Source organism: Halosimplex halobium, assembly GCF_051414055.1.
GTDB lineage: Archaea > Halobacteriota > Halobacteria > Halobacteriales > Haloarculaceae > Halosimplex > Halosimplex halobium.
Genome location: NZ_JBLKNX010000006.1, coordinates 1 through 21,195, shown reverse-complemented (window position 1 = coordinate 21,195; position 21,195 = coordinate 1). Strand labels below are relative to the sequence as shown.

Below are 21,195 nucleotides of genomic sequence, written 5' to 3'. Positions count from 1 at the left end.
CGCGACGGCCGGTCGAACGGGCATCTTGGGGCCGGCCCCACTGCCTCGCGCGCGCACACTCGCGACGGACTTAGGTACGTTCGGGACCTACGTTTCGAGTGGACGCAGACGCGAGAATAACCAGCGTCCGAACGCCTATGTCCGAAACACGTACCCCTACCCAGGTCCGGAGGACCGCACTCGCACCGGACGTTCGCCGGCTCGACGACCGGGCCGCGCGCGCCTGGACCGAGCGCATGGCCGTCCGCCCGCTGGGCGGCGGCCGCTACGCCGTCGACAGCGAGAGCGGCGCGACCTACGTCGTCGACCTGCCGGCCGGCACCTGTACCTGCCCCGACCACCAGCTCCGCGGCGAGCGGTGTAAACACCTCCGCCGCGTCGGCATCGAGATCACCACCCGCCGCGTGCCCGCGCCCGGCAAGCGCGCCGCGGTCTGTGACGCCTGCGGCGTCGACACCTTCGTCCCCGAGGACGAGGGCCCGCCCGACCTCTGTCCCGCCTGCCGGCTCGAACCCGGCGATGTCGTGCGGGACCGGGAGGCCGACGACCGGCTCGTCGTCGCCCGCGTCACGCCCGCCCGGGCCGACGAAGTCCTCATCGAGGGCGTCGGCGAGACCGTCGCCGACTACGCCACCAACGCCGGCTACCCCGCCGACGACCTCGTGGTCGAGGCGGTGTACCTCGGCGACCTCGCCCGCCGCGACTCGCCCCGCCGGTACTCGTTCCCCCTGTCGCGGCTGGAGCGCGTCGACGACGCAGAGATCGTGGACAGGAACCTGCGCGACCGGATCACCGCCTGACCGTTTTCGTTCCGGTGGTGTCCCGAGTCGCGGGTTCGATTCTTTCGTGGAAGCGGCTGCGCCAGCGGTCGCACTCGGCAGCGAACGTCGAGCTTTCTCGGGGTGTTCGCTAGCAGCAAACGCGACCCCAGCCGACGGTGAGCGGTGAAAGCCCTCGGCGCGCTCGCTAGCTGGAGCACCGACCGCGAGAAACGGTGAGCGGTGAAAGCCCTCGGCGCGCTCGCGGTCGCTGAGCGGGATATCCTCGCGGCCCAGGGCCGCTTCGGATAGTGCCCGCTCAGGCGACTACATGAACACGAGCGCACCTCGCCCTTTCAGTCCGCCAGGGACTGCAACGGCCCTGCACAGCACCGCAGCGGACCACGAACCTCCCCAGCCGATTACGGTGCTCGTCGCAGGCTCCTGCGCTCCTCATCCCTCGCGCGGTTACGGTCGCGCGCATGAACGCGCGCTCCAGCGCGCGCCGACCGCACCGCGACCGCCTTCCCCGTGCTGACCGCTCTCGGTCGCGCTGGCCGAACGCGTGTGTCGCGGCCTGTCCGGCCGGGAGCGCGCTCAGAGCATCTCGGCGGCTTCCTCCTTCGAGAGGTCGCCGCGTTCGAAGGCTGCGAGCACGTCCAGCGTGGCCTGGTCGGGACCGTCCTCGGCCACCTCTTCGAGGGTGACCTTCTCGGAGTGGCCGACGAGTTCGTCGAAGTCGACGCCGTGGGCGAGGGCGGTCTCCTTCTTGACGCGGTAGTTCCCGCCGTCGGTGACGTGGACGGCGTCGTCGCCGGGGTGGAAGAAGTACCAGTCCTCGCGGTCGAAGCGGACCCCGATGCGGGGTTTGGCGCCGAAGTTCCGCGAGAAAAAGAGGAGCGCCTCGACCTCCTCGCCGTCGAGGTAGATCGGGTCGCCGGAGGAGGACTTGGCCTCGATGGCGTAGAAGTCCTCGCCGTCGCCGGCCAGCACGTCCGGGAGTTCGCGCTCGGTGGCGCTCCCGCTGGCGGGCGCGCGCATCACCGCGAACCCCGCCGCGTCGAGTTCGTTGACGAGTTCGCGCTCGCGGCGGTCCCCCTTCGCGTTCGAGTTCGCCATCTGTCCGAAGATTGCCGACATCCGGCTAAAGGCTGTCGGGACCGGAGTGGAAGTGGTCGCCCGACCGCGCGACCGCGGGCCGACGAGGGGCGGCGTTCACTCGCCGAGTTCGACCGTCGCCATCGCCCCGGGCGTCTGCCAGGCGTCGTCGGACTCGTCGTACCAGACCACCTTGCCGTCGCGCCTGTTGCCGCCCTCCGCGTCCTCGACGATGTGGACGTCCATCCCGATGCGATGACCGGCGAACGGCGAGATGTCGTAGGCTTCCCAGGGAACCGCGACCTCGACGCGCCAGCCGTCGGCCGTCTCGGTCGTGCGCGCGTCGACCGGGTCGACGGTGGCCGAGTGCAGGCCCGCGACCGGGCCGTTCGACCCCGCCAGGACGACCACCTGCAGGTCGTCCTCGCCGTCGTACTCCTCGCCCCCGCTGTTGTCCAGGTCGAGGTACAGCTCGACGGCGTCGTACTCCAGCACCTCCGCGTCGGTCACCGAGACGAGGACGTACAGCGCCCGCTCGTCCCACAGCGCCCGCCACTCGCCGGTCGCGTCCACCACGCCCTCGCCCCAGACCTGCGTCGCGATCCGGTGGGCGTCCGCGTCGTCCCAGGCGTCCTCGACGACCCCGTCGACGGACGGCGTGTCGAACGTGCGCGGGACCGTCGCCGCCGCCTCGGCCGGCTCGAACGTCGTGAACTCGGTGGTCGCGGCCGCCGACTCGCGGCCCGCCGCGTCCACCGCGGTGACGGCCACCGTGTACGACTCGCCGGCGTCGAGCCCGGTCAGCTCGTGCGACCGGCGCGACCCGCGGACGATCCGCGGCTCGTCGTCCCCGACTGCGATGCGGTACTGGACGACCGCGCCGCCGTCCGACGGCGGGAGCCACACGAGCGTGGCCGTCGTCTCCCCGACCGACGACAGCCCCAGGCTCTCCGGCGGGCCCGGCGGACCGCCGGCCGGCGTCGCCGTCGACGTGTCCTCGCCTGCGCTCGCGGGCGGCCAGTGGCTGTCCCGCTCGGCGTCGAGCCACCGCTTGACGAGCCGGCCCATGTAGCGGTCGCCGCCGCGGAGGTCCCACTCGGTGTCGAACATCGGCGGGACCCACTTCGAGTCGAACGCCCGGGCGCACCAGCTGACGTTGTCGTGGGTGTCGAGCCACTCCCGGAAGGGCCGGCCCCACGACCCCGTCGAGGCGGTGAAGTGGGAGTCGACGTTCGTGTCGTCGATGTACCCCCACTCGGTGACGAACACCGGGACCGACAGCGCCGGGTCGCCGAACGTCGCCTCCCACGTCTCCGGTTCCCAGGAGGGGTAGACGTGCGCCGAGTAGACGACGTTGTCGTCGGCGAAGGGCTCGTCGGCGGCGTGGGCCGTCAGCGACGACCACCGCGGGGAGCCGACGACCACCGGCGTCTCCGGCGCCCGCTCGCGGACGTACCCGACCCACGGCTCGGCGTACTCCTTCCAGGTCCGCCAGGCCTCGACCCCGCCCGCGGCCGGCTCGGTCGGCTCGTTGAACAGCTCGTAGAGCACGTGGCTCTCGTCGGCGTACCGCGGCGCGACCGTCCCCCAGAACGACCGCAGCCGCTCGTCGATCCCGTCCGTGTCGTAGCGCTCGGTCGCGTGGTAGTCGACCAGCAGGTAGACGCCCCGCTCGGCGGCCAGCGCGACCACCTCGTCGAGGTACTCCCGCGCGAACCGCTCGACGCCCACGTTGGCGAGCGTCTCGGGCGTCGCGGGCACCCGGAGGACGCGACTGTGCCAGCCCGCCTCGGCGTCGGTCGCCAGCTCCAGCGTCTCCCGGTAGCCCTTCCCCCGCGCCTCGGCCCGCTCGCTGCCCCACACCGGCCCGGGGACGTTCACGCCCCGCAGGACGACCCGACCCCCCGACGGGTCGGTGAGCCACCGCCCCGCGACCGACAGCCGCGGCGGCCCCGTCACGTCCGACCCCCGACCGGACCCGAGGAGCCCGCTACAGCCGGCCAGCCCGGCGACCGACCCGGCAGCGGCGGCACCCGACAGGAACCCTCGTCTTCGCATGCCCGTGAGTTCCGTACTGGCGCCTAAAACGGTAGCGTCGCAGTTATCAGGAACGATTTCTCGGCGGCTCGCCGCCCCGAACGGCCGGGGCAGGACGATCAGGCGTCGAAACCGGTGTCGTCGGGATCGTCGAACACGCCGGAGACGACGAACCGGGCGCCGTCGTCGTAGTCGGGGTCGACGGCGACCGACCAGCCGTGGGCCTCGACGACCGTCTCGACGATGGCGAGGCCGAAGCCGGTGCCGTCGTCGTCGGTCGTGTGGCCGTACTCGAAGACCGCGTCGACGGCGTCGGGCGGGATCCCGGTCCCGTCGTCGGCGACGGCGAACCCGTCGGCCGTGAGTTCGACAGTGACCGTCAGGTCGTCGCCGGCGTCGTCGGGCGAGCCGTGGTCGATCGCGTTGCGGAAGAGGTTCTCGAAGGCCTGCCGGAGGCGGTCGGGGTCGGCCGCGAGGGTGCGCGTCTCCGGGACCGCCAGCGTCGCCCCGTCGCTGTCGACGGTCCCCCACGCGTCGCGGGCGACGGTCGCGAGGTCAACCGACTGGGTCCCCTCGATGTCCCGGCCCTGCCGGGCCAGCGTCAGCACGTCGCCGATGATCCCCTCCATCCGCGTGTGGGCGGTGTCGACCTTCTCGACGTGGGGCGCGAGCGCCTCGTCGACCCCCTCGTCGAGGTCGTCGAGCTTGCGCTCGACCAGCTGGAGGTGCCCGCTCGCGACGTTCAGCGGGTTGCGCAGGTCGTGGCTGACCGTGCTGGCGAACTGGTCGAGGCGCTCGTTCTGGCGTTCGAGCTCGGCCTGCGAGCGCTCGGCCCGCTCGCGGGCCGCCTCGGACTCGCGGATCTGGTCCCGCAGCGCCTCGCGCATGCTGTCGAACGCGGCGAACAGCCGCCCGATCTCGTCCTCGCGGGTCGTCGAGAGGTCCACGTCCAGGTCGCCGTCCTCCATGGCCTCCGCGCGCCGGCGCAGCCGGATCAGCGGGACGACCGTCCCGCGGCCGAGGACGAACCCGACGACCGCGAGCGTCGTCACCGAGGCCGCGACGAGGACGACCACGTTCCGCCCGACGGTCTCGCTGGCCTCGTAGAGCTGCGACTTGGGCGCCTCCGTCGCGACGACCCATGGGGTCGCCCGGACGGGCGCGAACGCCACCACGTCGGAGTCCCGCTCGCGGATCGCCGGCTCGCCGCCGACGGCCCGCTCGAACGCCGCCGTCTCCGCCAGCGCGCTCGGCCCGCTCCGCCGGGAGGCGAACACGTTCCGCCCCTCGGGGTTGAGCAGCTGCGTCCGGACGATCGACCGCGACCGGTGGAGCTGCTCGAAGTCGCTGCGCACGTCCCCGACGACGACGAGCACGCCGTCACCGACCCGGACTCGCCCCGCGAAGGCCATCAGCAGCCGGCCGTTGGACTCGTAGGCCCGGTCGGAGACGCCGACGCGCCACTCGCCGCCCGAGCCGTTGCGCGCCGCCGCGATCGGCCCCGCCCACTCGGGGCGCCTGGTGTCGACACTGCTGCCCTCCAGGTCGGCGACCGTGCTGGCGGCGATGGTCCCGTCGGCGTCGACGTAGTGGATCCCCGCAACGTCCGCGCTCGCCTGCGCGGCCGACGCCGACAGCGCCTCGTCGATCCGCTCGGGGTCGCCCGTCGCGTAGGCGTCCGTCCCGGCGAACCCGCGGACCTGGGCCCGCATGCCCGACATCCACTCGCTGACGGAGTCGGCCTGCAGCGCCGCCGTCGACTGCAGCGTGTTCTCCGCGTCGTCCTCAATGATCCCCCGGATCTGGACGTAGCTCCCGACGCCGACGGCGGTGATCAGCAGGATGACCACCGCCATCGCGACCGCGAACTTCAGCGCGTAGCTGCGCCGGATCGGCCCCGGGACCAGCCGCCCGCCGACGCGCCGGACCGCACTCCCCCGACCGTCGGCCTCGGCCTCGCTCCCGTCCGATCCCGGCGTGTCCCGTCCGTCCATCGTCTCGCTCCCGTCGTACTCCCCGACGCGCTGCCTTGAGGGTTGTCCTCCGATTCTCACCGTTTGATCGGCAGCGCTTTGTGTGTCGACTGGCCATTCAGTCAGATATGCCGGGGGACGATTCGACGCGCGCGGCCATCATGGACGCCACGTTCCGCGCGCTCGCGAAACACGGGTACGCGGACCTGACGGTCCAGGCCATCGCCGACGAGTTCGAGAAGAGCAAGTCGCTCATCCACTACCACTACGACTCGAAGGCGGATCTCATGGTCGCCTTCCTCTCGCACCTGCTCGACGAGTTCATCGACGAGGTCGAGGGCGACGAGCCGGGCGACTCCCGCGAGCGGCTCCTGCGGATGGCCGAGATCGTCGTCCTGGGACTCGGCGACGACGGGGCGACCCGCGACTTCCACACCGCCCTGCTCGGGATGCGCGCCCAGGCCCCCTTCGAGCCGGCCCTGCAGGAGCAACTGGTCGAGAACGACCGGCTCATCCGCGGCGTCGTCGCCGACATCGTCCGCGAGGGGATCGACGAGGGGGAGTTCCGCGACGTGGACCCCGAGCGCTACGCCGCCCTCTTCCGTTCGACCATCGAGGGCGCACAGTCCCACGACGTGATCCTCGGCGACGCGGCCCCGACCGACGAGGCGTTCGCCGGGGTCGAGGAGTACCTGATCGACGACCTGCTCGTCGCCGACGGGGAAGCGGCGGTCGACGAGGGAGCGGACGACGGCGGGGAGGCGTGACCGCGTGACGGAGGAACCGGACGACTCGCCGGACGTACCGGACGACTCGCCGGAGGACACGGGAGACGCCTCAACGGGCGACTCGCCGGACGTACCGGACGACTCGCCGGAGGACACGGGAGACGCCTCAACGGGCGACTCGCCGGACGTACCGGACGACTCGCCGGAGGACACGGGAGACGCCTCAACGGGCGACGCGCCGTCCGGTCCGGCCCGCGACACCGACTACGACCTGACCGAGGGGTCGCTGCTGGGGCCGCTCGTGGCGCTGTCGGCGCCGATCGTCTTCACGCAGCTGCTGCAGGTCGTCTACAACCTCGTCGACACCTTCTGGGTCGGGCGGCTCGGCGGCGACGCCGTCAGCGCCCTCTCCTTTTCCTGGCCGCCCGTGTTCGTGCTCATCTCGCTGGGCGGCGGGCTCACGCTGGCCGGGAGCGTCCTCGTCGCCCAGCACAAGGGCGCCGGCAACCTCGAACGGGTCAACGAGGTGGCGGGCCAGACGCTGGCGTTCGTCACGCTGTTCTCGCTCGCGCTGGGCGCCGCCGGCTACCTGCTGGCGCCCGCGTTCCTCCGCCTGATCGGCGCCGAGCCCGGGACCACGGTGTTCGCCTACTCGCTCGATTACATGCGGGTGATCTTCCTGGGCGTCTGGTTCATGTTCGGCTTCTTCGTCTTCCAGTCGCTGCTGCGCGGCTGGGGCGACACCCGCACGCCGATGTACCTGATGGCGGTCAGCGTCGCCGTCAACGTCGTCCTCGACCCGGTGTTCATCTTCGGGTTCGTCGACAACCCCCTGTTCGGCATGCTGGGCGCCCGCGGGCTCGAAGCGGACCTGCTCGCCGCCACCGGCTTCCGCGGCCACGGCGTCGAGGGCGCGGCGATGGCGACGATCCTCTCGCGGGCGCTCGCGACGGTGCCCGGCGTCGCGCTCCTCTTCTCGGGGCGGCTCGGCCTGTCCCTCTCGCTCGCGGACCTGCGGCTGGAGCGCGAGACCGTCCGGAAGATTATCGAGATCGGCTACCCCGCGAGCATCGAGCAGAGCTCCGGCGCGCTGTCCTACACCGCGATGACGGCCATCGTCGCCGTCATCGGCTCGACGGCGGTCGCCGCGTTCGGGATCACCGCCCGGCTGACCTCGTTCGTCTTCCTCCCCGCGGTCGGGCTGGGGATGGGCGTCGAGACGGCGGTCGGCCAGAACCTCGGCGCGCGGCGGGCCGACCGCGCCCGCAAGGCGGTCGTCCTGGCCGTCGGGATGCTCGTGGCCGTCTACGTCGTCGTCAGCGCCGCCGGGGTCTACTGGGCGCGGGACATCGTCGGCGTCTTCATCTCGGGCGACGAGGCCGGCCGGATCGTCGACATCGGCCAGACCTACATGGTGATCGTCGCGCCGACCTTCGCCTTCATGGGCACGTTCCACGTCATCAAGGGCTGTTTCAACGGCGCCGGCAACACCCGCGCTGCGATGATCATGTCGGTCACCTCGGTCTGGGGCCTGCAGGTGATCCCCGCGTGGATCCTCGTGACGAACTTCGACATGGGCACCACCGGCGCCTGGTGGGCCATCGCCATCATGCACGTCGGGAGCGCGCTCATCGTCGGCGCGTGGTTCCTCCGTGGCACCTGGACCGACAACGTCGTCGAGGAGGACGAATCGGCGGCGACCCCCGCCGACTGACCGTCTCGGGTCCGGACCGTCACCCCGCTCTACCCGCCCACCGCGCTTCCGCGACCGTCAGCCATTTATTTGATTGAGTACTCAATCAGGATCATGACCGAAGACGCCGCGGACGGCGGCGACGGACCGTCGACGGAAGCGGAGATCCGCTGGGCGGCGTTCGAGGTGCTGGTCGAGCGCGGCTTCGACGAGTTCACGACCCAGGCGGTCGCGGACGAAGCGGGGGTGAGCCAGTCGCTCGTCCACTACTACTACGACACCAAGGAGGACCTGGTGTTCTCGATGTTCACGAACGGGCTGGACCATCTCGCCGACGAGGTCCGCGAGCGCGCCGACAGCGACGACCCCCGCGAGCGGCTGCTGGAGCTGGCCCGGTACATGCTCAGGACGCCGGACGGCGAGGAGTTCGAGGAGGCCGTCGAGTTCTCGCGGATGCTCCTGGAGATCGAGGCCCAGGCGCCCTACGACGACCGGCTGCGCGAGGCCGTCGAGTACGACTCGGAGTTCCTGGAGGAGTTCGTGGCCGACGCCGTCCGCGAGGGGATCGAGACCGGCCAGTTCCGCGCGGTCGACCCCGAGCCGTTCGCCGTCACCTTCGTCGCGGCCATCCGCTCGGGTCAAAATCGCCGCGCCATCTTCGCCGACGACGAGCGCGTCGATCCGGTCCTCGACGGCGTGGAGGCACTGGTCGACGACTACCTCGGGGAGGGCGGCGCGTGAGCCGGCCGCCCCGCTTGACTGCGGCCCGGCTCTCCCCGTGTGCCGTCGGCACTCAGTACGCCGACGGCTCCCCGCGTGCCGGCGGCACCCGGCACGTCACCTTCTCCCACATCACCGGTAGCGATATGCGTCGACCGCCGGCACCGGATCGTAGCCCGCAGCAGTGCGCCGCCGCCCCCAGAGGTGACCCCCCGTGAGCGACGACCCCGAGTACGAGGCCCCGGAGCACGTCGGCAACCCGCTGGTCCACCTGGTCCGCCGGTACGCCAGCCCCTACGCCGGCCGCTACGTCGTCGCCATCTTCGGGACGGCGCTGGCGCAGATCCCCCAGCGCGTCCCGGCGCTGGTCGTCGGCGTGGCGCTGGACGCCATCCTCCTGTCGAGCGCCTCGTACTCGCTCCCGCTCGTGCCTGACGGCGTGATCCCGACGACGACGGAGGGCCAGGTCGCGTTCACCATCGGGCTGCTCGCGGCGGCGTTCGCGCTGGACGGCGCGCTGAGCTGGCTCGCCGGCCGCGTCGCCGGCACCGCCCGCCTGCGCACGCTGCACGACATCCGCGCCGACACCTTCGACGCGCTGGTCGGCCGGGAGATGGACTTCTTCGACCGCCGCCAGACCGGCGACGTGATGAGCGTCCTCAACAACGACGTGAGCAACCTGAACGGCTTCGGCGACAACGCCGTCCAGGGGCTGCGCTTCGTCACCCAGATCGCGGTCGCCTTCGCGTTCATGGCGATGCTGCACGTCCGGCTGGCGGCGCTGTTGCTCGTCCTCCCGGTCGGGCTCGCGCTGCTCGGCCGCTGGTACACCACCCGCGTCGAGCCGGTCTACGAGGCGGTCCGCGAGAGCGTCGGGCGGATCAACGCCCGCCTGGAGGACAGCATCGACGGCATCGCGACGGTCAAGAGCTTCGCCCGCGAGGACCGCGAGCGCGACGCGGTCGCATCGGCCTCCCGCGAGTACCGCGACCGCAACTGGTCGGTCATCCGCCTGCGGCTGATCTTCAACTACAGCAGCTGGTCGGTGTCGTCGTACTCGTTCGTCGCTCTCTTCGCCGTCGGCGCCTACATCAACCTCAACGGCGCGCCGCCGGTTCTGGGCCACTCGCTGACCGCCGGGACCCTCCTGACCTTCCTGCTGTACAGCAAGTCCTTCTACGGCCCGATCCGCCAGCTGATGCTCGACGTGCTCGACAGCTACGAGAACGCGCTGGCCTCCAGCAAGCGGATCGTCGCCGTCCTCGAGACCGACCGCGAGGCCAGCGAGACCGGCGACGAACTCGACGTGCGCGAGGGCCGTATCGAGTACGACGACGTGTCCTTCTCCTACGCGAGCAGCGACGAGCAGCAGCTCACGGACGTGAGCTTCACGGCCGAACCCGGGTCGCTCGTCGGCATCGTCGGCCCGACCGGCGCCGGCAAGTCGACGATCACGAAACTGCTCTTCCGCTTCTACGAGGCCGACGAGGGGACCGTCAGCGTCGACGGCCAGGACGTGACCGACGTGTCGCCCCGGAGCCTCCGCGAGCACCTCGGCTACGTCAGCCAGGACCCGTTCCTCTTCTACGGGACGATCCGACAGAACATCGGCTACGGCGTCGACGAGCCCGACGACGCGGAGATCGAGCGCGCCGCGAAGCTGGCTGGCGCCCACGAGTTCGTGACCGACCTGGACGACGGCTACGACACCCAGGTCGGCGAGCGCGGCGAGAGCCTCTCGGGCGGCCAGCGCCAGCGGGTCGCCATCGCCCGCGCCCTGCTGCGCGAACCGGCGATCCTCGTCCTCGACGAGGCGACCAGCCACGTCGACAACGAGACCGAGCGACAGATCCAGGAGAGCATCGACGCGCTGGCCGGCGAGCGGACGACGCTCGCCATCGCCCACCGGCTGTCGACGGTCCGGAACGCCGACCGGATCGTCGTCGTCGACGATGGCCGCGTCGTCGAGCAGGGCACCCACGAGGAACTCGTCGAGCGCGACGGCCTCTACGCGGACCTCTGGCGCGTGCAGGTCGGCGAGACCGACGCCGTCTCGGAGGCGTTCCTGCAGCGGGCGCGAGCCGAGGACCGGCCCTCCGAGCGTATCGAGTCGGCGGTCGACCGGGAGGTCTCGCGATGAGCGAGAGCGAGGAATCGGACCCCGGCCGCGAGCGCGGGGCCATTGCGGCGGCCGCCGATGACGTTCGCCGGCCGCTCCTGTCGCTGGTCCGGGACGGCGGCCGGGGGAACCTGCGGTGGATCGGCGCCGGCGCCGCCTCGTCGGTGGCCGCGCAGTTCCTCTCGAACCTCGACATGTTCATCGTCGGGCTGGCGTTCGACGCGATGTTCAACGACCGCGCGTACGCCCTCCCGCTCGTGCCGGCGGGGTGGATCCCCGCGGAGCCGACCGGGATGCTCGCGTTCACCGTCGCGCTGCTGGTCGGCCTGAAGCTCGTCGACATGACCTTCGGCATCTTCGCCGAGTACGCCCTGTTCCTGTTCGCCCAGCGGACGCTGCACCGCATCAGGGTGGACGCCTACGACCGCGTCCAGCGGCTGGACATGGGCTTTTTCGACACCCAGCAGACCGGCGAGGTGATGAGCGTCCTCAACAACGACGTGAACTCCCTGGAGCGGTTCCTCGAGGTCGGCCCGAACCTCGGGGTCGTCGCCGTCTCGATGTTCGCCAGCTCGGTCGTCTACATGGCGCTGCTCAACTGGCGGCTCGCGCTCATCTCGCTGGCGGCCGCGCCGCTGCTTTTGGCCGCCAACGTCTGGTTCGGCGCCCGCCACGAGGCGCGCAACGACGACGTGCGCGAGGAGACGGGGGTCCTCAACGCCCTGCTGGAGACGAACATCAGCGGCATCCAGACGGTCAAGGCGTTCGGCGGCGAGGACTACGAGACCGAACGGGTGACCGACCAGTCGGCCACCCACCGGACCGCCAACTGGCGCGCCCACATGGTCGGCGTCGGCCACCAGCCCGCGCTGCGGCTGATCGCCGGCGCTGCGTTCGTCGCCACGCTGTTCGTCGGCACGGAGTGGGCGATCGACAGCCGCTTCTGGCTGTTCCCCGGCACCATCACCGCCGGCGAACTCGTCCCGTTCATGTACTACACCCAGCAGCTCGTCATGCCCGTCCGCTTTCTCGCCTGGGTGACCGGCCTCTACAAGGGCGCGACCTCCTCCGCGAAGCGCATCCTCGGCGTCCAGCGCATCGAACCGCCCCGCGAGGAGGGCCGGACGGAACTGGACGACCCCGAGGGCCACGTCGAGTACGACGACGTGTCCTTCGCCTACCCCGGCACCGACGAGCGCGTCCTCCGCGACATCGACCTCGACGTGGAACCCGGCGAGACGGTCGGCCTCGTCGGCGAGACGGGCGCCGGCAAGTCCACCCTGCTCAAGCTCCTGCAGGCGTACTACGACCCCGACGAGGGCGCGGTCCGCGTCGACGGGACCGACGTGCGCGAGATCACCCGCGAGAGCCTCCGCACCGCGATCGGCTACGTCGCCCAGGACCCGTTCCTGTTCACCGGCACGATCCGGGAGAACATCGCCTACGCGGTCGACGACCCGAGCGACGACGAGGTCGAGGCGGCCGCCCGCGAGGCCGGCGCCCACGAGTTCATCGCGGACCTCGACGAGGGGTACGACGCCGAGGTCGGCGAGCGCGGCGTCATGCTCTCGGGCGGCCAGCGCCAGCGGATCGCCATCGCCCGCGTCCTGCTGGCGGACCCGCCGATGCTCGTCTTCGACGAGGCGACCAGCCACGTCGACAACCGGACCGAAGTCCTGATCCAGCGCTCGCTCGACGCCGTGACCGAAGACCGCACCACCTTCGTCGTCGCCCACCGCCTCTCGACGGTCCGGGACGCCGACCGCATCGTCGTCATGGACGACGGCGAGATCGTCGAACAGGGCAGCCACGACGAACTGCTCGACCTGGACGGGAAGTACGCCGACCTCTGGAAGGTCCAGGTGGGCGCCGTCGAGACGTGAGTCGTTCCGGTCGGCGAAAGTTTATAACCCGGTACGGGACCTATCTACCCACACGAGCATCACTCGCGACGACGTGCTGGGTGGGGAGCCGCGGATCGACGGCACTCGCGTCGGCGTCCGGCACGTCGCCGCCCGGGTGGTATAGCGGAAGGCCGTTCGCCGGCCCACACCGCGGACCAACTCGATCTGACGCTCGCGGAGGTCTACGACGCGCTGTCGTACTACTACGACAACATCGACGAGATCCGGTCTTTCGAGCGCTCGAACGCGGAGGCGTTCGAGCGCGTCCGCGAGACTTCGCTGAAGCCGAAAGAGCCCGTCGAGTGACCCGTCCCGAGTTTCTCCTAGTACAGTCTCCCCATCACGAATCGACGCCGAATATCTCGATCGTGTTGCCCTCGGTGTCCCGGACGTGGAAACAGCGGTAGCCGTCGACGTCGACGACCCCGTGGACGACTTCCGGGGCCAGCTCCGAGACGCGCTCGAACTCGGCGTCCACGTCCGAAACCTCGAAGTTCGGGACGCAGTTGTCGCCGAACTCGACGGACCCGCCGTCTGCGCCGGCCCGATAGAGGCCGAAGTCGACGCCGTCGAACGCGAACGTCGAGAAGCGGTCGTCGGCTTTCGTCGGTTCCGTCCCGAACAGCTCCGCGTAGAACTCCAGCGCCCGGCCCATATCCTCGACGCCCACGTAGACGGTACTCAGTTCCATCGCCGGCCCCGAATCCTGACTGCCTGTCGACATACCCGCCGCTCCGACCCGCTCGCGGATAACGGCACGCCACGGGACGGAAGTACCGTCGGGTCCGAACTCACAGCCGTCTCGCGGCGTCTCGTGACCGGATCCGGGGCTGTTCCACCCGAAACGGTACCCTTCGGTCCGGTCGTCGATCCGTTCACACTTCCACACCCACACTCACACAGTCACGCTCACCCACACACTCGCGACACCCCCGCCACTCACTCGCGGACGGCGACGAAGCGAAGCCGCCGGTAATCCGCGGTCCAGACGCCCGCATCGGCGTCGAACAGCTCCGGCCGGAGGCGGTCCTCGACGGCCGAGACGACCGCGTTCCGCTCGTCGTCGTCCAGCCCGGCGAACAGCGAGTCGCCGAACACGTCGAGCCAGTCGGTCAGCCCCTCGCGGCCGCCAGCCAGTTCGGTCGGGCGGTCGAACAGCCGCGCGAGCCGCACCTCGAACCCCGCCGCCTCCAGCACGGCGGCGTGCTCGCCGACGGTCGGGAAGTACCACGGGTGGTCGACCTCGTGGCCGCGCTCGCGAAGTTCGGCGAGCGTCGCGTCGACGACGGCCGCGACGTTGCCCGCCCCGCCCAGTTCGGCGACGAAACGGCCGCCCGGTTCCAGCAGGTCGGCCATCCGCTCGGCGACGGTGGGCTGGTCCCCGCGGGGGATCCAGTGCAGGGCGGCGTTCGAGAAGACGGCGTCGAACGACTCGTCGGGCGCGTACTCGCGGGCGTCGGCGGCTTCGAAGCGGAGGTCCGGATACGTCTCGCGGGCGCGCTCGACCATCTCCGCCGCGGCGTCGACGCCGACGGCCTCGCCCGACTCGCCGACGCGGTCGGCGATGTCGGCGGTGAGGTGGCCGGTGCCACAGCCCAGGTCGAGCACCCGCTCGCCCGGCGCCGGGTCGAGCAACTCGACGACCGAGCCGCCGTGCTCGTGGACGAAGCCGGTGTCGCGGTCGTAGGCGTCGGGGTCCCACTCGTTGGCGGGCGCGTCGTCGACCATACGCCGACGAGCGCGCGCGGCCCCCTCAACGGTTCGGTGGCGTGGGGGTCGGTCGCACGCGCCGACCCGTCAGTACGCGTCGACGAGCGCGTCGGTCGTCGCTTCCACGTCGCGGTCGGCGATGAACTCCGACATGGCGACCTTGGCGTCCATGAACACCTCCGGGGAGACCTGCATCGCGTGACCGGCCGGGAAGTGGCGGGCGCGCCGGAAGTCCTCGAACTGCTCCTGTAGCATCGGCGGGTAGGCGTCGAGCGACACGTCGCTCCGGGGCGGGATCGACCCCTTGACCCGGTTGAGCGTCTCGAGCGCGTCGGGCGAGGCCATGAACTCGAGGAAGGTGCGGGTCGCCTCGGTGAACGCCACGTCGGCGGCCGCGACGAGCAGGTCCATCCCGAGCACGTAGGCGCCGTCGGTCCCGGGGAAGTTCACCCGGCCCCAGTCGCGGCCGTACTCGAAGTCGGCCGTCTCCTCGTACATGCCGGCCATCCAGTCGCCCTGGTGGTAGAACACCGAATCGCCGTCGATGAACCGCTCGTTCGCCTCCACCATGTCGATGAACGCGGCGTCGTCGCTCGCGAGCGCGGAGAAGGCGTCGACGAGTTCGACCGCCTCGCGGACTTCCGAGCGGTGGGCCGCGGCGTCGCCGCCCGTGATGGCCTCGTAGGTCTCGGCGCCGAACTGCCCGACGACGCACATCGACCACAGCTGGAGCACCGTCGAGGGGTTTTTCATCGGCTGGGCCATCCCGATGTGGTCGTCGGTCTCGACCTGCCGCAGCACCTCCAGCAGCTCCCGCGGGTCGTCGATCCGCCGCGGGTCGACGCCGTGTTCCTCGACGAGGTCGACCCGGTAGAACAGGTTGTTCATCCGGTGGATGTCCACCGGGACGCCGACGAACTCCCCGTCGAGCTGGGCCCACTCCCGGGGTCCGTCGATGAACGACCGCTCCCAGCCGTTGTCCTCCCAGAGGTCGGTCACGGGCCGGACCGCTCCGGCGTCGTAGTACGGCCGGAGGTTGTCGCCCGGCCACTCGACGAACACCGGCGGCGGGTCCTCGCGGAGTATCCGGCTCTTGATGGCCATCCCGTGGTTGTCGTACATCCGGTCGGACACGTCGACCTCCGGGTGGCGCGACCGGAACTCCTCGAGCACCGCAGCGAGCATCTCGGCGCCGTCGCCCTCCGCCCAGAAGTGGGCGAGTTCGACCTCCTCGGCCCGCGTCCGGCCGCTCGCGCCGGCTCCCGAGTTCATTCGCGGTAACTGAGCGGTCGTCACTGATAAAAACCGGGCGCCGATTATCCGTCGTGAAAACGGGGTCGGCGCGGCCCGGGCGGCCCGGGCGGCGGCGGCGCCACGGTCCGGCGAGGCGGTCAGTCCGCCCCGGTCCCGGCGGCGGGGTGGTCCTCGAAGAGGCGTTCGAGCAGACGCTGCTGTCCCACCCGGAGGTGGCGGTTGACCGTGGGCTGGCTCACGCCGAGCATCTCGGCGACGTCCTCGCCGGTGGAGGTGCGGGGCCACTCGAAGAAGCCGGCGTAGTAGGCGGTGCGCAACACCTCCAGTTGCCGGTCGGTCAGCGCGTCGAACGCCGACCCGGCCCGGCGGTCGTCGCCGGACCGCTCGACGGTCCGCCGGCTCGTCAGCTCCACGCTGGCGTAGGTCTCGCCGAGCATCTCGACGAACGCCCGCACGTCCGTCCCGGGCGACACGTCGACGACTGCCTCGACCCCCTCGGGGTCGGCGCGGATCGACCGCGGGCTCGCCCCGTGGCGGACGAACTCGGCGGCGAGGGCGTCGCCGCCGACGGTCACCTCGAACAGCGCCTCGCTCGCCCCGCCGTCGGTGTCGGCGTCCGTCCCGTCGGGCTCCCCGTCGCCGTCCCCCGCCGCCTCGGGCTCGCCGACCAGCCGGTAGTCCCGCACCGACACCAGGTCGTCCAGCACGTCGGTGACGGCCGCGACCGACGCGCCGCTGGTGGTCACGAACAGCCCGGTCTCCGACTCGGAGTGGGCCGCCAGCCCCTCGAAGGCGACGCGGCAGCCGGCCGCCCGGGCGAGCCGGCCCAGCACGTCGTCGTCGGCGTCGAACGACAGCGAGAGCTCGACCCGCTGGTCGGTGTGCAGCGCCCGCTGGGTCTCGGCGGCGTTGATCGAGTGAGCGATGTTCTCGCCGAGTTCGGCGAACACCTCCCGTTCGAGGTCGCCGAAGTCGTCCGGCTCCGACGCGTACACCGTCAGTACCCCGTAGAAGTACTCCTCGAAGGCCAGCGGGACGCTCACGACGGAGTGGAACTCCCGGGCGAGGGCGGCCTTGCGCCAGTCCTCGCGCTTGAGGTCGTCGACGACGTTGCCGACGACCGTCGGCGTCTCCGAGACCGCGGTCCGGACGGCCGGTTCCGCCGCCGCCTCGCCGGTCGCGAGGTCGACCGCGTCGAGGTACTCGGCGCCGTCGCCCGCCCAGGCGCTGGGCTCGACGGCGTTGCCGGCGGCGTCGAGGCCGCCGATCCACGCGAAGGCCACGTCGTCGCTCTCGACGAGGCGGTCGCAGACCGCCGCCTCGATGGTCTCGCGGGACTCGGCCTGGATGAGCGACTGGTCGATCCGCCGGATGAGGTCGGTGATCCCGATCTGGCGGCGCAGGCGGGCGTTCTGCTCGGCGAGCTCGGCGTCGCGTTCCCGGAGCGTCCGCTCGCTGGCCAGCCGGTCGAACGCGGCCTCGGTCGTCGCGACGAGCGTCTCGGCCAGCTGGCGGGTCGCTCCGCCGACCGCCCGGCCCTCGGTGGCGACGACGAACACGCCGTGGTCCCCGAGGGGGACGAGCAGGCCGCCGCTGACCTCGGGGCCGAACACACCCGACTCGGCGACGGTCCCGGTGTCGTCGAACACCGTCGGCGTCCCGGTGACGTAGGTGTTCCACAGCAGCGAGTCGGCCGCGCCGGCGGGGACGGGGTCGGCGTCGCAGAGCCGCTCGAACCCCTCCGAGCAGGCCACGGCGTCGAGCCGGTTGGCGCTGTCGTCGAGCAGGTAGACGGCGACGCCGGCCACGTCCAGCACCGACCGGGCGGTCTCGACGACGAGCTCGGCGGTCTCCTCGTCGGTCTCGACGCCGAGCAGCCCCCGCGTCGCCTCGTGGAGCGACTCCAGGGCGAGCTCGCGTTCCTTCTGCTCGGTGATGTCCTGGATGGAACCGCGGACGCGGACGACCTCGCCGTCCTCGCGGACGGGCTCGCCGATGGCGCGGACCCAGCGGACCGACTCGTCGGTCCCGAGGCGCACCTCCATGTCGTAGCTCTCGCCGGCCTCGACGGCCCGCCGGAAGTACTCGCGGATCTGCTCGCGGTCGTCGGGGTGGTAGAACTCGACGGCGGTCTCGACGTCGATGTCGGTGTCGGGCGAGACGCCGTGGAGCCGGTAGAGCTCGTCGGACCAGGTCATCTCGGGCTCGTCGCCAGTCAGGTCCAGCTCCCAGCCGCCGACGGAAGCGATGCGGCCGGCCTGCTGGAGCAGGTCCCTCGTCCGTTCGAGCTCGCGCTCGCGGGCCTTGCGCTCGGTGATGTCCCGGACCACGCAGACCTGCCGCCCGTCGTCGAGGACGGTCAGCGACAGCTCCTGGGGGAACGTCGAGCCGTCGGCCCGGCGGCCGACCGCCTCGCCGCGCCAGTTGCCCTCGTCGGCGAGGACGGGGAGGACCTCCCGTTCGAGGCGCTCGATCTCCGCGTCGCCGTAGCACAGCTCCCAGGTCTCGCCGAGGAACGCCTCGGGGTCGTCGTAGCCGTAGACCGCGGCGTGGGCCCGGTTGACGAACTCGTAGCGCCCCTCCTCGTCGAGGATCGCCATCCCGTCGATGGACTGCTCCATCGCCGCCGACCGCGCGGCGAGCTCGCGCTCGCGTTCCTTGCGCTCGGTGATGTCCTCGATGTAGCCGACGACCTCCTCGATCTCGCCCTCGTCGTCGCGGACCGGCGCCGTCGACAGCGAGATGTCGATGCGCTCGCCGTCCTTCCGGACGCGCTCGCGCTCGACGCCCGTGACCGACTCCCCGGCGAGGACGCGCTGGCGGACCTCGTCGTCGCCCTCGCGGTCGGCGGGCACCGCCGGGTAGGGCTCGCCCAGCACCTCCGACTCCGACCACCCGAAGATCTCCTCCATCGCGTCGTTCCACAGCGTGACCCGCCCCTCGGGGTCGGTCGCGACCACGCCGACCGGGGAGGTCTCGATGAACTTCTGCATCCGCTCTTTGGTCGCGCGCAGCTCGCGCTCCCGTTCCTTCCGCTCGGTGATGTCCCGTCCGATCCCGACGACCACCGGGTCGCCGTCGGGGTCCTCCAGCCGCGAGGCGACGAACTCGAAGGGGATCCGGTCGCCGTCGGCGGTCAGGTAGGGCGCCTCGACGCGCGTGTCGCCCGTCCGCAGCGCGGTCTCGATCGCCTCCGCGATCTGCGGCCGGTCGTCCTCGGCGAAGAAGTCCGTCGCGTGCATGTCGTCTATCTCGTCGTCGTCGTAGCCGGTCACCGCCCGCAGCGACTGGTTCCACCGCTGGAGGTCCCCCTCGGCGTCGAGCACGTAGAACACGTCGTCGATGGCGTCGAGGATCTCCTCGGTGTACTCGCGGTACTCCTGGAGCCGCCGCTCGCGCTCGCGCAGTTGCTCCTCCGCGGCCTTGCGGTCGGTGATGTCGCGGCTGATCCCCATCACCCCGGCGACCTCGCCGTCCTCGTCCCGGTAGGGGTACTTGTAGTCGAGGAAGACCCGCTCGTCGCCGTCGACCGGGCGGGTCACCTCGCGGGAGACCGGCTCGCCCGTCTCGACGACCTGCCGGTCGTCGCCCCGGATGTCGTCGACGGTCGCCTCGTCGAACAGCTCCCCGTCGGTGCTACCGGTGATCGCCGCCGGCGACGCCCCGAAGTACGACGCCAACGCCTCGTTGACGAACTGGTAGCGGCCCTCGCGGTCCTTGATGTAGATGGGGTCTTCGGTGTTCTCGACGATGGCCTCCAGCTGCCGCTCGCGGGCCTTGCGCTCGGAGATGTCGCGGGCGATCCCGGCGATGATCCGCTCGCCGTCGGGGTTCTCCAGCGGCGAGGCGACGATCTCGAACGGGATCGTCTCGCCGTCGCTCGTCTCGAAGCGCGCCTCCAGCGGGACGCCCGCCAGCTCCTCGATGTTCGCGACCCCGTTGCGGACCGCCTCGCGGTCGGCCTCGACGACGAAATCGGTCGCGTGCATCCCGGCGATCTCGTCGTCGTCGTAGCCGGTCACCTCGGCGAGCGTCTCGTTCCACCGCAGCAGGTCGCCGTCGTCGTCCAGCACGTAGAACACGTCGTCGATGGCGTCGAGGATGTCGTCGGTGAACTCCCGGTACTGGGCGAGCTCGCGCTCGCGTTCCTTGCGCTCGGTGATCTTCTGGGAGACGCCGAACAGCCCCCGGACCTCCCCGTCGGGCCCCCGCCATGGGACCTTCGTCGTGAGATTCCACTCGTCGATGTCGGCGCCGTACTCCTCCTTGCCGACGATGGCCTCCCCCGTCTCGACCACCCGGAGGTCGTCCTCGTGGGCCTCCTCGGCCAGCTCCCCCTCGAAGACCTCGGGGTCGGTCTTCCCGAGGAACCGCTCGGCGTCCCAGTCGTAGGTCTCCTCGACGTAGGCGTTGCTGACCCGCTCGTAGCGACCCTCGCGGTCCTTGACGTAGAGGTGGATCGGCACCTGCTCGAAGATCGAGTCCAGCAGCGACTTCTCGCGGGCGAGCTCGGCCTCCCGCTCGACGCGGTCGGTCACGTCCTCCTGGAAGCCGACGTAGTGAGTCACCTCCCCGTCGTCGTCCTCGACGGGCGCCAGCCGGACCCGGTTCCAGAACTCGGTGCCGTCGGCCCGATAGTTGCGCAGCTCGACGGTCGCCTCCTCCTCCGCCTCGATGGCCCGCCGCAGCTCCGCGACGCGCTCCTCGTCGGTGTCCTCGCCCTGGAGGAACCGAAAGTTGCGCCCGAGCGCCTCAGACGCCTCGTAGCCCGTCACCTCCTCGAAGCGCTCGTTGACGGCGACCAGCGGGTTGTCCGGCTCCGTCGCGTCGGCGACCGCGACCCCGACCGGCGCCGACTCGATGACCCGCTCCTGCAGGCGCCGCTCGCGTTCGCACTCCCGGAGGTCGTCGACCAGCCCCTCGACGGCCGCCGCCAGCTCGCCCAGCCCGTCCTCGCGGTCGGTGTCGAAGCTCACGTCCTCGCCGTCGCGCGCCCGCTCGATATCGTCGACCAGGTCGGCGACCCCGTCGTCGCCGTCGCTCGACGCCGCCAGCCCGAGCAGTCCCGCCCCCACGAGCCCCCCGAACGGGCCGAGCGACTGCGCCGACGGGAGCCCCTCGACGGCGAGGCAGGCGACGAGCGCGGCGAGCGTCGCCGCGACGAGCGCGGCGAGCGCGCGGCCGCGGGCGCCGGGCGGCCC

General features: G+C 71.4%; 13 protein-coding genes. 6 read left to right on the top strand and 7 right to left on the bottom strand.

Annotated features, from left to right (window positions below; genetic code table 11):
- Nucleotides 1–137 precede the first annotated feature (137 nt).
- Nucleotides 138–800 (top strand): SWIM zinc finger family protein, encoded by a 663-nt coding sequence (locus tag ACMGFG_RS08040; protein WP_436929821.1) that lies wholly within the window; start codon nucleotides 138–140, stop codon nucleotides 798–800.
- Between the two features lie 555 nt (nucleotides 801–1,355).
- Here the strand turns inward: ACMGFG_RS08040 and hjc are convergent.
- From hjc to ACMGFG_RS08025, 3 genes are all read right to left on the bottom strand, one after another.
- A complete protein-coding gene (gene hjc, locus ACMGFG_RS08035; RefSeq protein ID WP_436929820.1) occupies nucleotides 1,356–1,877 on the bottom strand; it encodes a Holliday junction resolvase Hjc in 522 nt (173 codons plus the stop codon).
- A 96-nt stretch (nucleotides 1,878–1,973) separates the two neighbouring features.
- A complete protein-coding gene (locus ACMGFG_RS08030; protein ID WP_436929819.1) occupies nucleotides 1,974–3,914 on the bottom strand; it encodes a cellulase family glycosylhydrolase in 1,941 nt (646 codons plus the stop codon).
- Nucleotides 3,915–4,012: 98 nt separating this feature from the next.
- Nucleotides 4,013–5,887, bottom strand: a complete 1,875-nt coding sequence (locus tag ACMGFG_RS08025; protein ID WP_436929818.1) for a sensor histidine kinase — start codon at nucleotides 5,885–5,887, stop codon at nucleotides 4,013–4,015.
- A 107-nt stretch (nucleotides 5,888–5,994) separates the two neighbouring features.
- Between ACMGFG_RS08025 and ACMGFG_RS08020 the strand changes: the two genes are divergently transcribed.
- The 5 genes from ACMGFG_RS08020 (at nucleotide 5,995) to ACMGFG_RS08000 (ending at nucleotide 13,009) form a co-directional block, all read left to right on the top strand.
- Nucleotides 5,995–6,633 carry a TetR/AcrR family transcriptional regulator gene (locus ACMGFG_RS08020; RefSeq protein WP_436929817.1) on the top strand — a complete coding sequence of 213 codons (639 nt, stop codon included), beginning with the start codon at nucleotides 5,995–5,997 and terminating at the stop codon, nucleotides 6,631–6,633.
- Nucleotides 6,634–6,865: 232 nt separating this feature from the next.
- A complete protein-coding gene (locus tag ACMGFG_RS08015) occupies nucleotides 6,866–8,308 on the top strand; it encodes an MATE family efflux transporter (RefSeq protein ID WP_436929909.1) in 1,443 nt (480 codons plus the stop codon).
- 93 nt (nucleotides 8,309–8,401) lie between these two features.
- Nucleotides 8,402–9,028, top strand: a complete 627-nt coding sequence (locus ACMGFG_RS08010; protein WP_436929816.1) for a TetR/AcrR family transcriptional regulator — start codon at nucleotides 8,402–8,404, stop codon at nucleotides 9,026–9,028.
- A 193-nt stretch (nucleotides 9,029–9,221) separates the two neighbouring features.
- Nucleotides 9,222–11,147, top strand: coding sequence for an ABC transporter ATP-binding protein (locus ACMGFG_RS08005; RefSeq protein ID WP_436929815.1), 1,926 nt, complete (start codon nucleotides 9,222–9,224; stop codon nucleotides 11,145–11,147).
- Complete coding sequence (locus ACMGFG_RS08000) at nucleotides 11,144–13,009, top strand: ABC transporter ATP-binding protein (protein WP_436929814.1); 1,866 nt, start codon at nucleotides 11,144–11,146, stop codon at nucleotides 13,007–13,009. Before ACMGFG_RS08005 ends, ACMGFG_RS08000 begins: the two co-directional genes overlap by 4 nt.
- Nucleotides 13,010–13,370: 361 nt before the next feature.
- Here ACMGFG_RS08000 and ACMGFG_RS07995 read toward each other — a convergent pair whose 3' ends face one another.
- The 4 genes from ACMGFG_RS07995 to ACMGFG_RS07980 form a co-directional block, all read right to left on the bottom strand.
- Nucleotides 13,371–13,754: a VOC family protein gene (locus ACMGFG_RS07995; RefSeq protein WP_436929813.1), complete on the bottom strand. Its 384-nt coding sequence runs from the start codon at nucleotides 13,752–13,754 to the stop codon at nucleotides 13,371–13,373.
- Between the two features lie 215 nt (nucleotides 13,755–13,969).
- A complete protein-coding gene (locus tag ACMGFG_RS07990; RefSeq protein WP_436929812.1) occupies nucleotides 13,970–14,758 on the bottom strand; it encodes a class I SAM-dependent methyltransferase in 789 nt (262 codons plus the stop codon).
- A 69-nt stretch (nucleotides 14,759–14,827) separates the two neighbouring features.
- Nucleotides 14,828–16,012, bottom strand: a complete 1,185-nt coding sequence (locus ACMGFG_RS07985; protein WP_436929811.1) for an ABC transporter substrate-binding protein — start codon at nucleotides 16,010–16,012, stop codon at nucleotides 14,828–14,830.
- A gap of 119 nt (nucleotides 16,013–16,131) precedes the next feature.
- Nucleotides 16,132–21,195, bottom strand: a 5,064-nt coding sequence (locus ACMGFG_RS07980) for a PAS domain S-box protein (RefSeq protein ID WP_436929810.1), incomplete at its 5' end; no start/stop codon positions are given.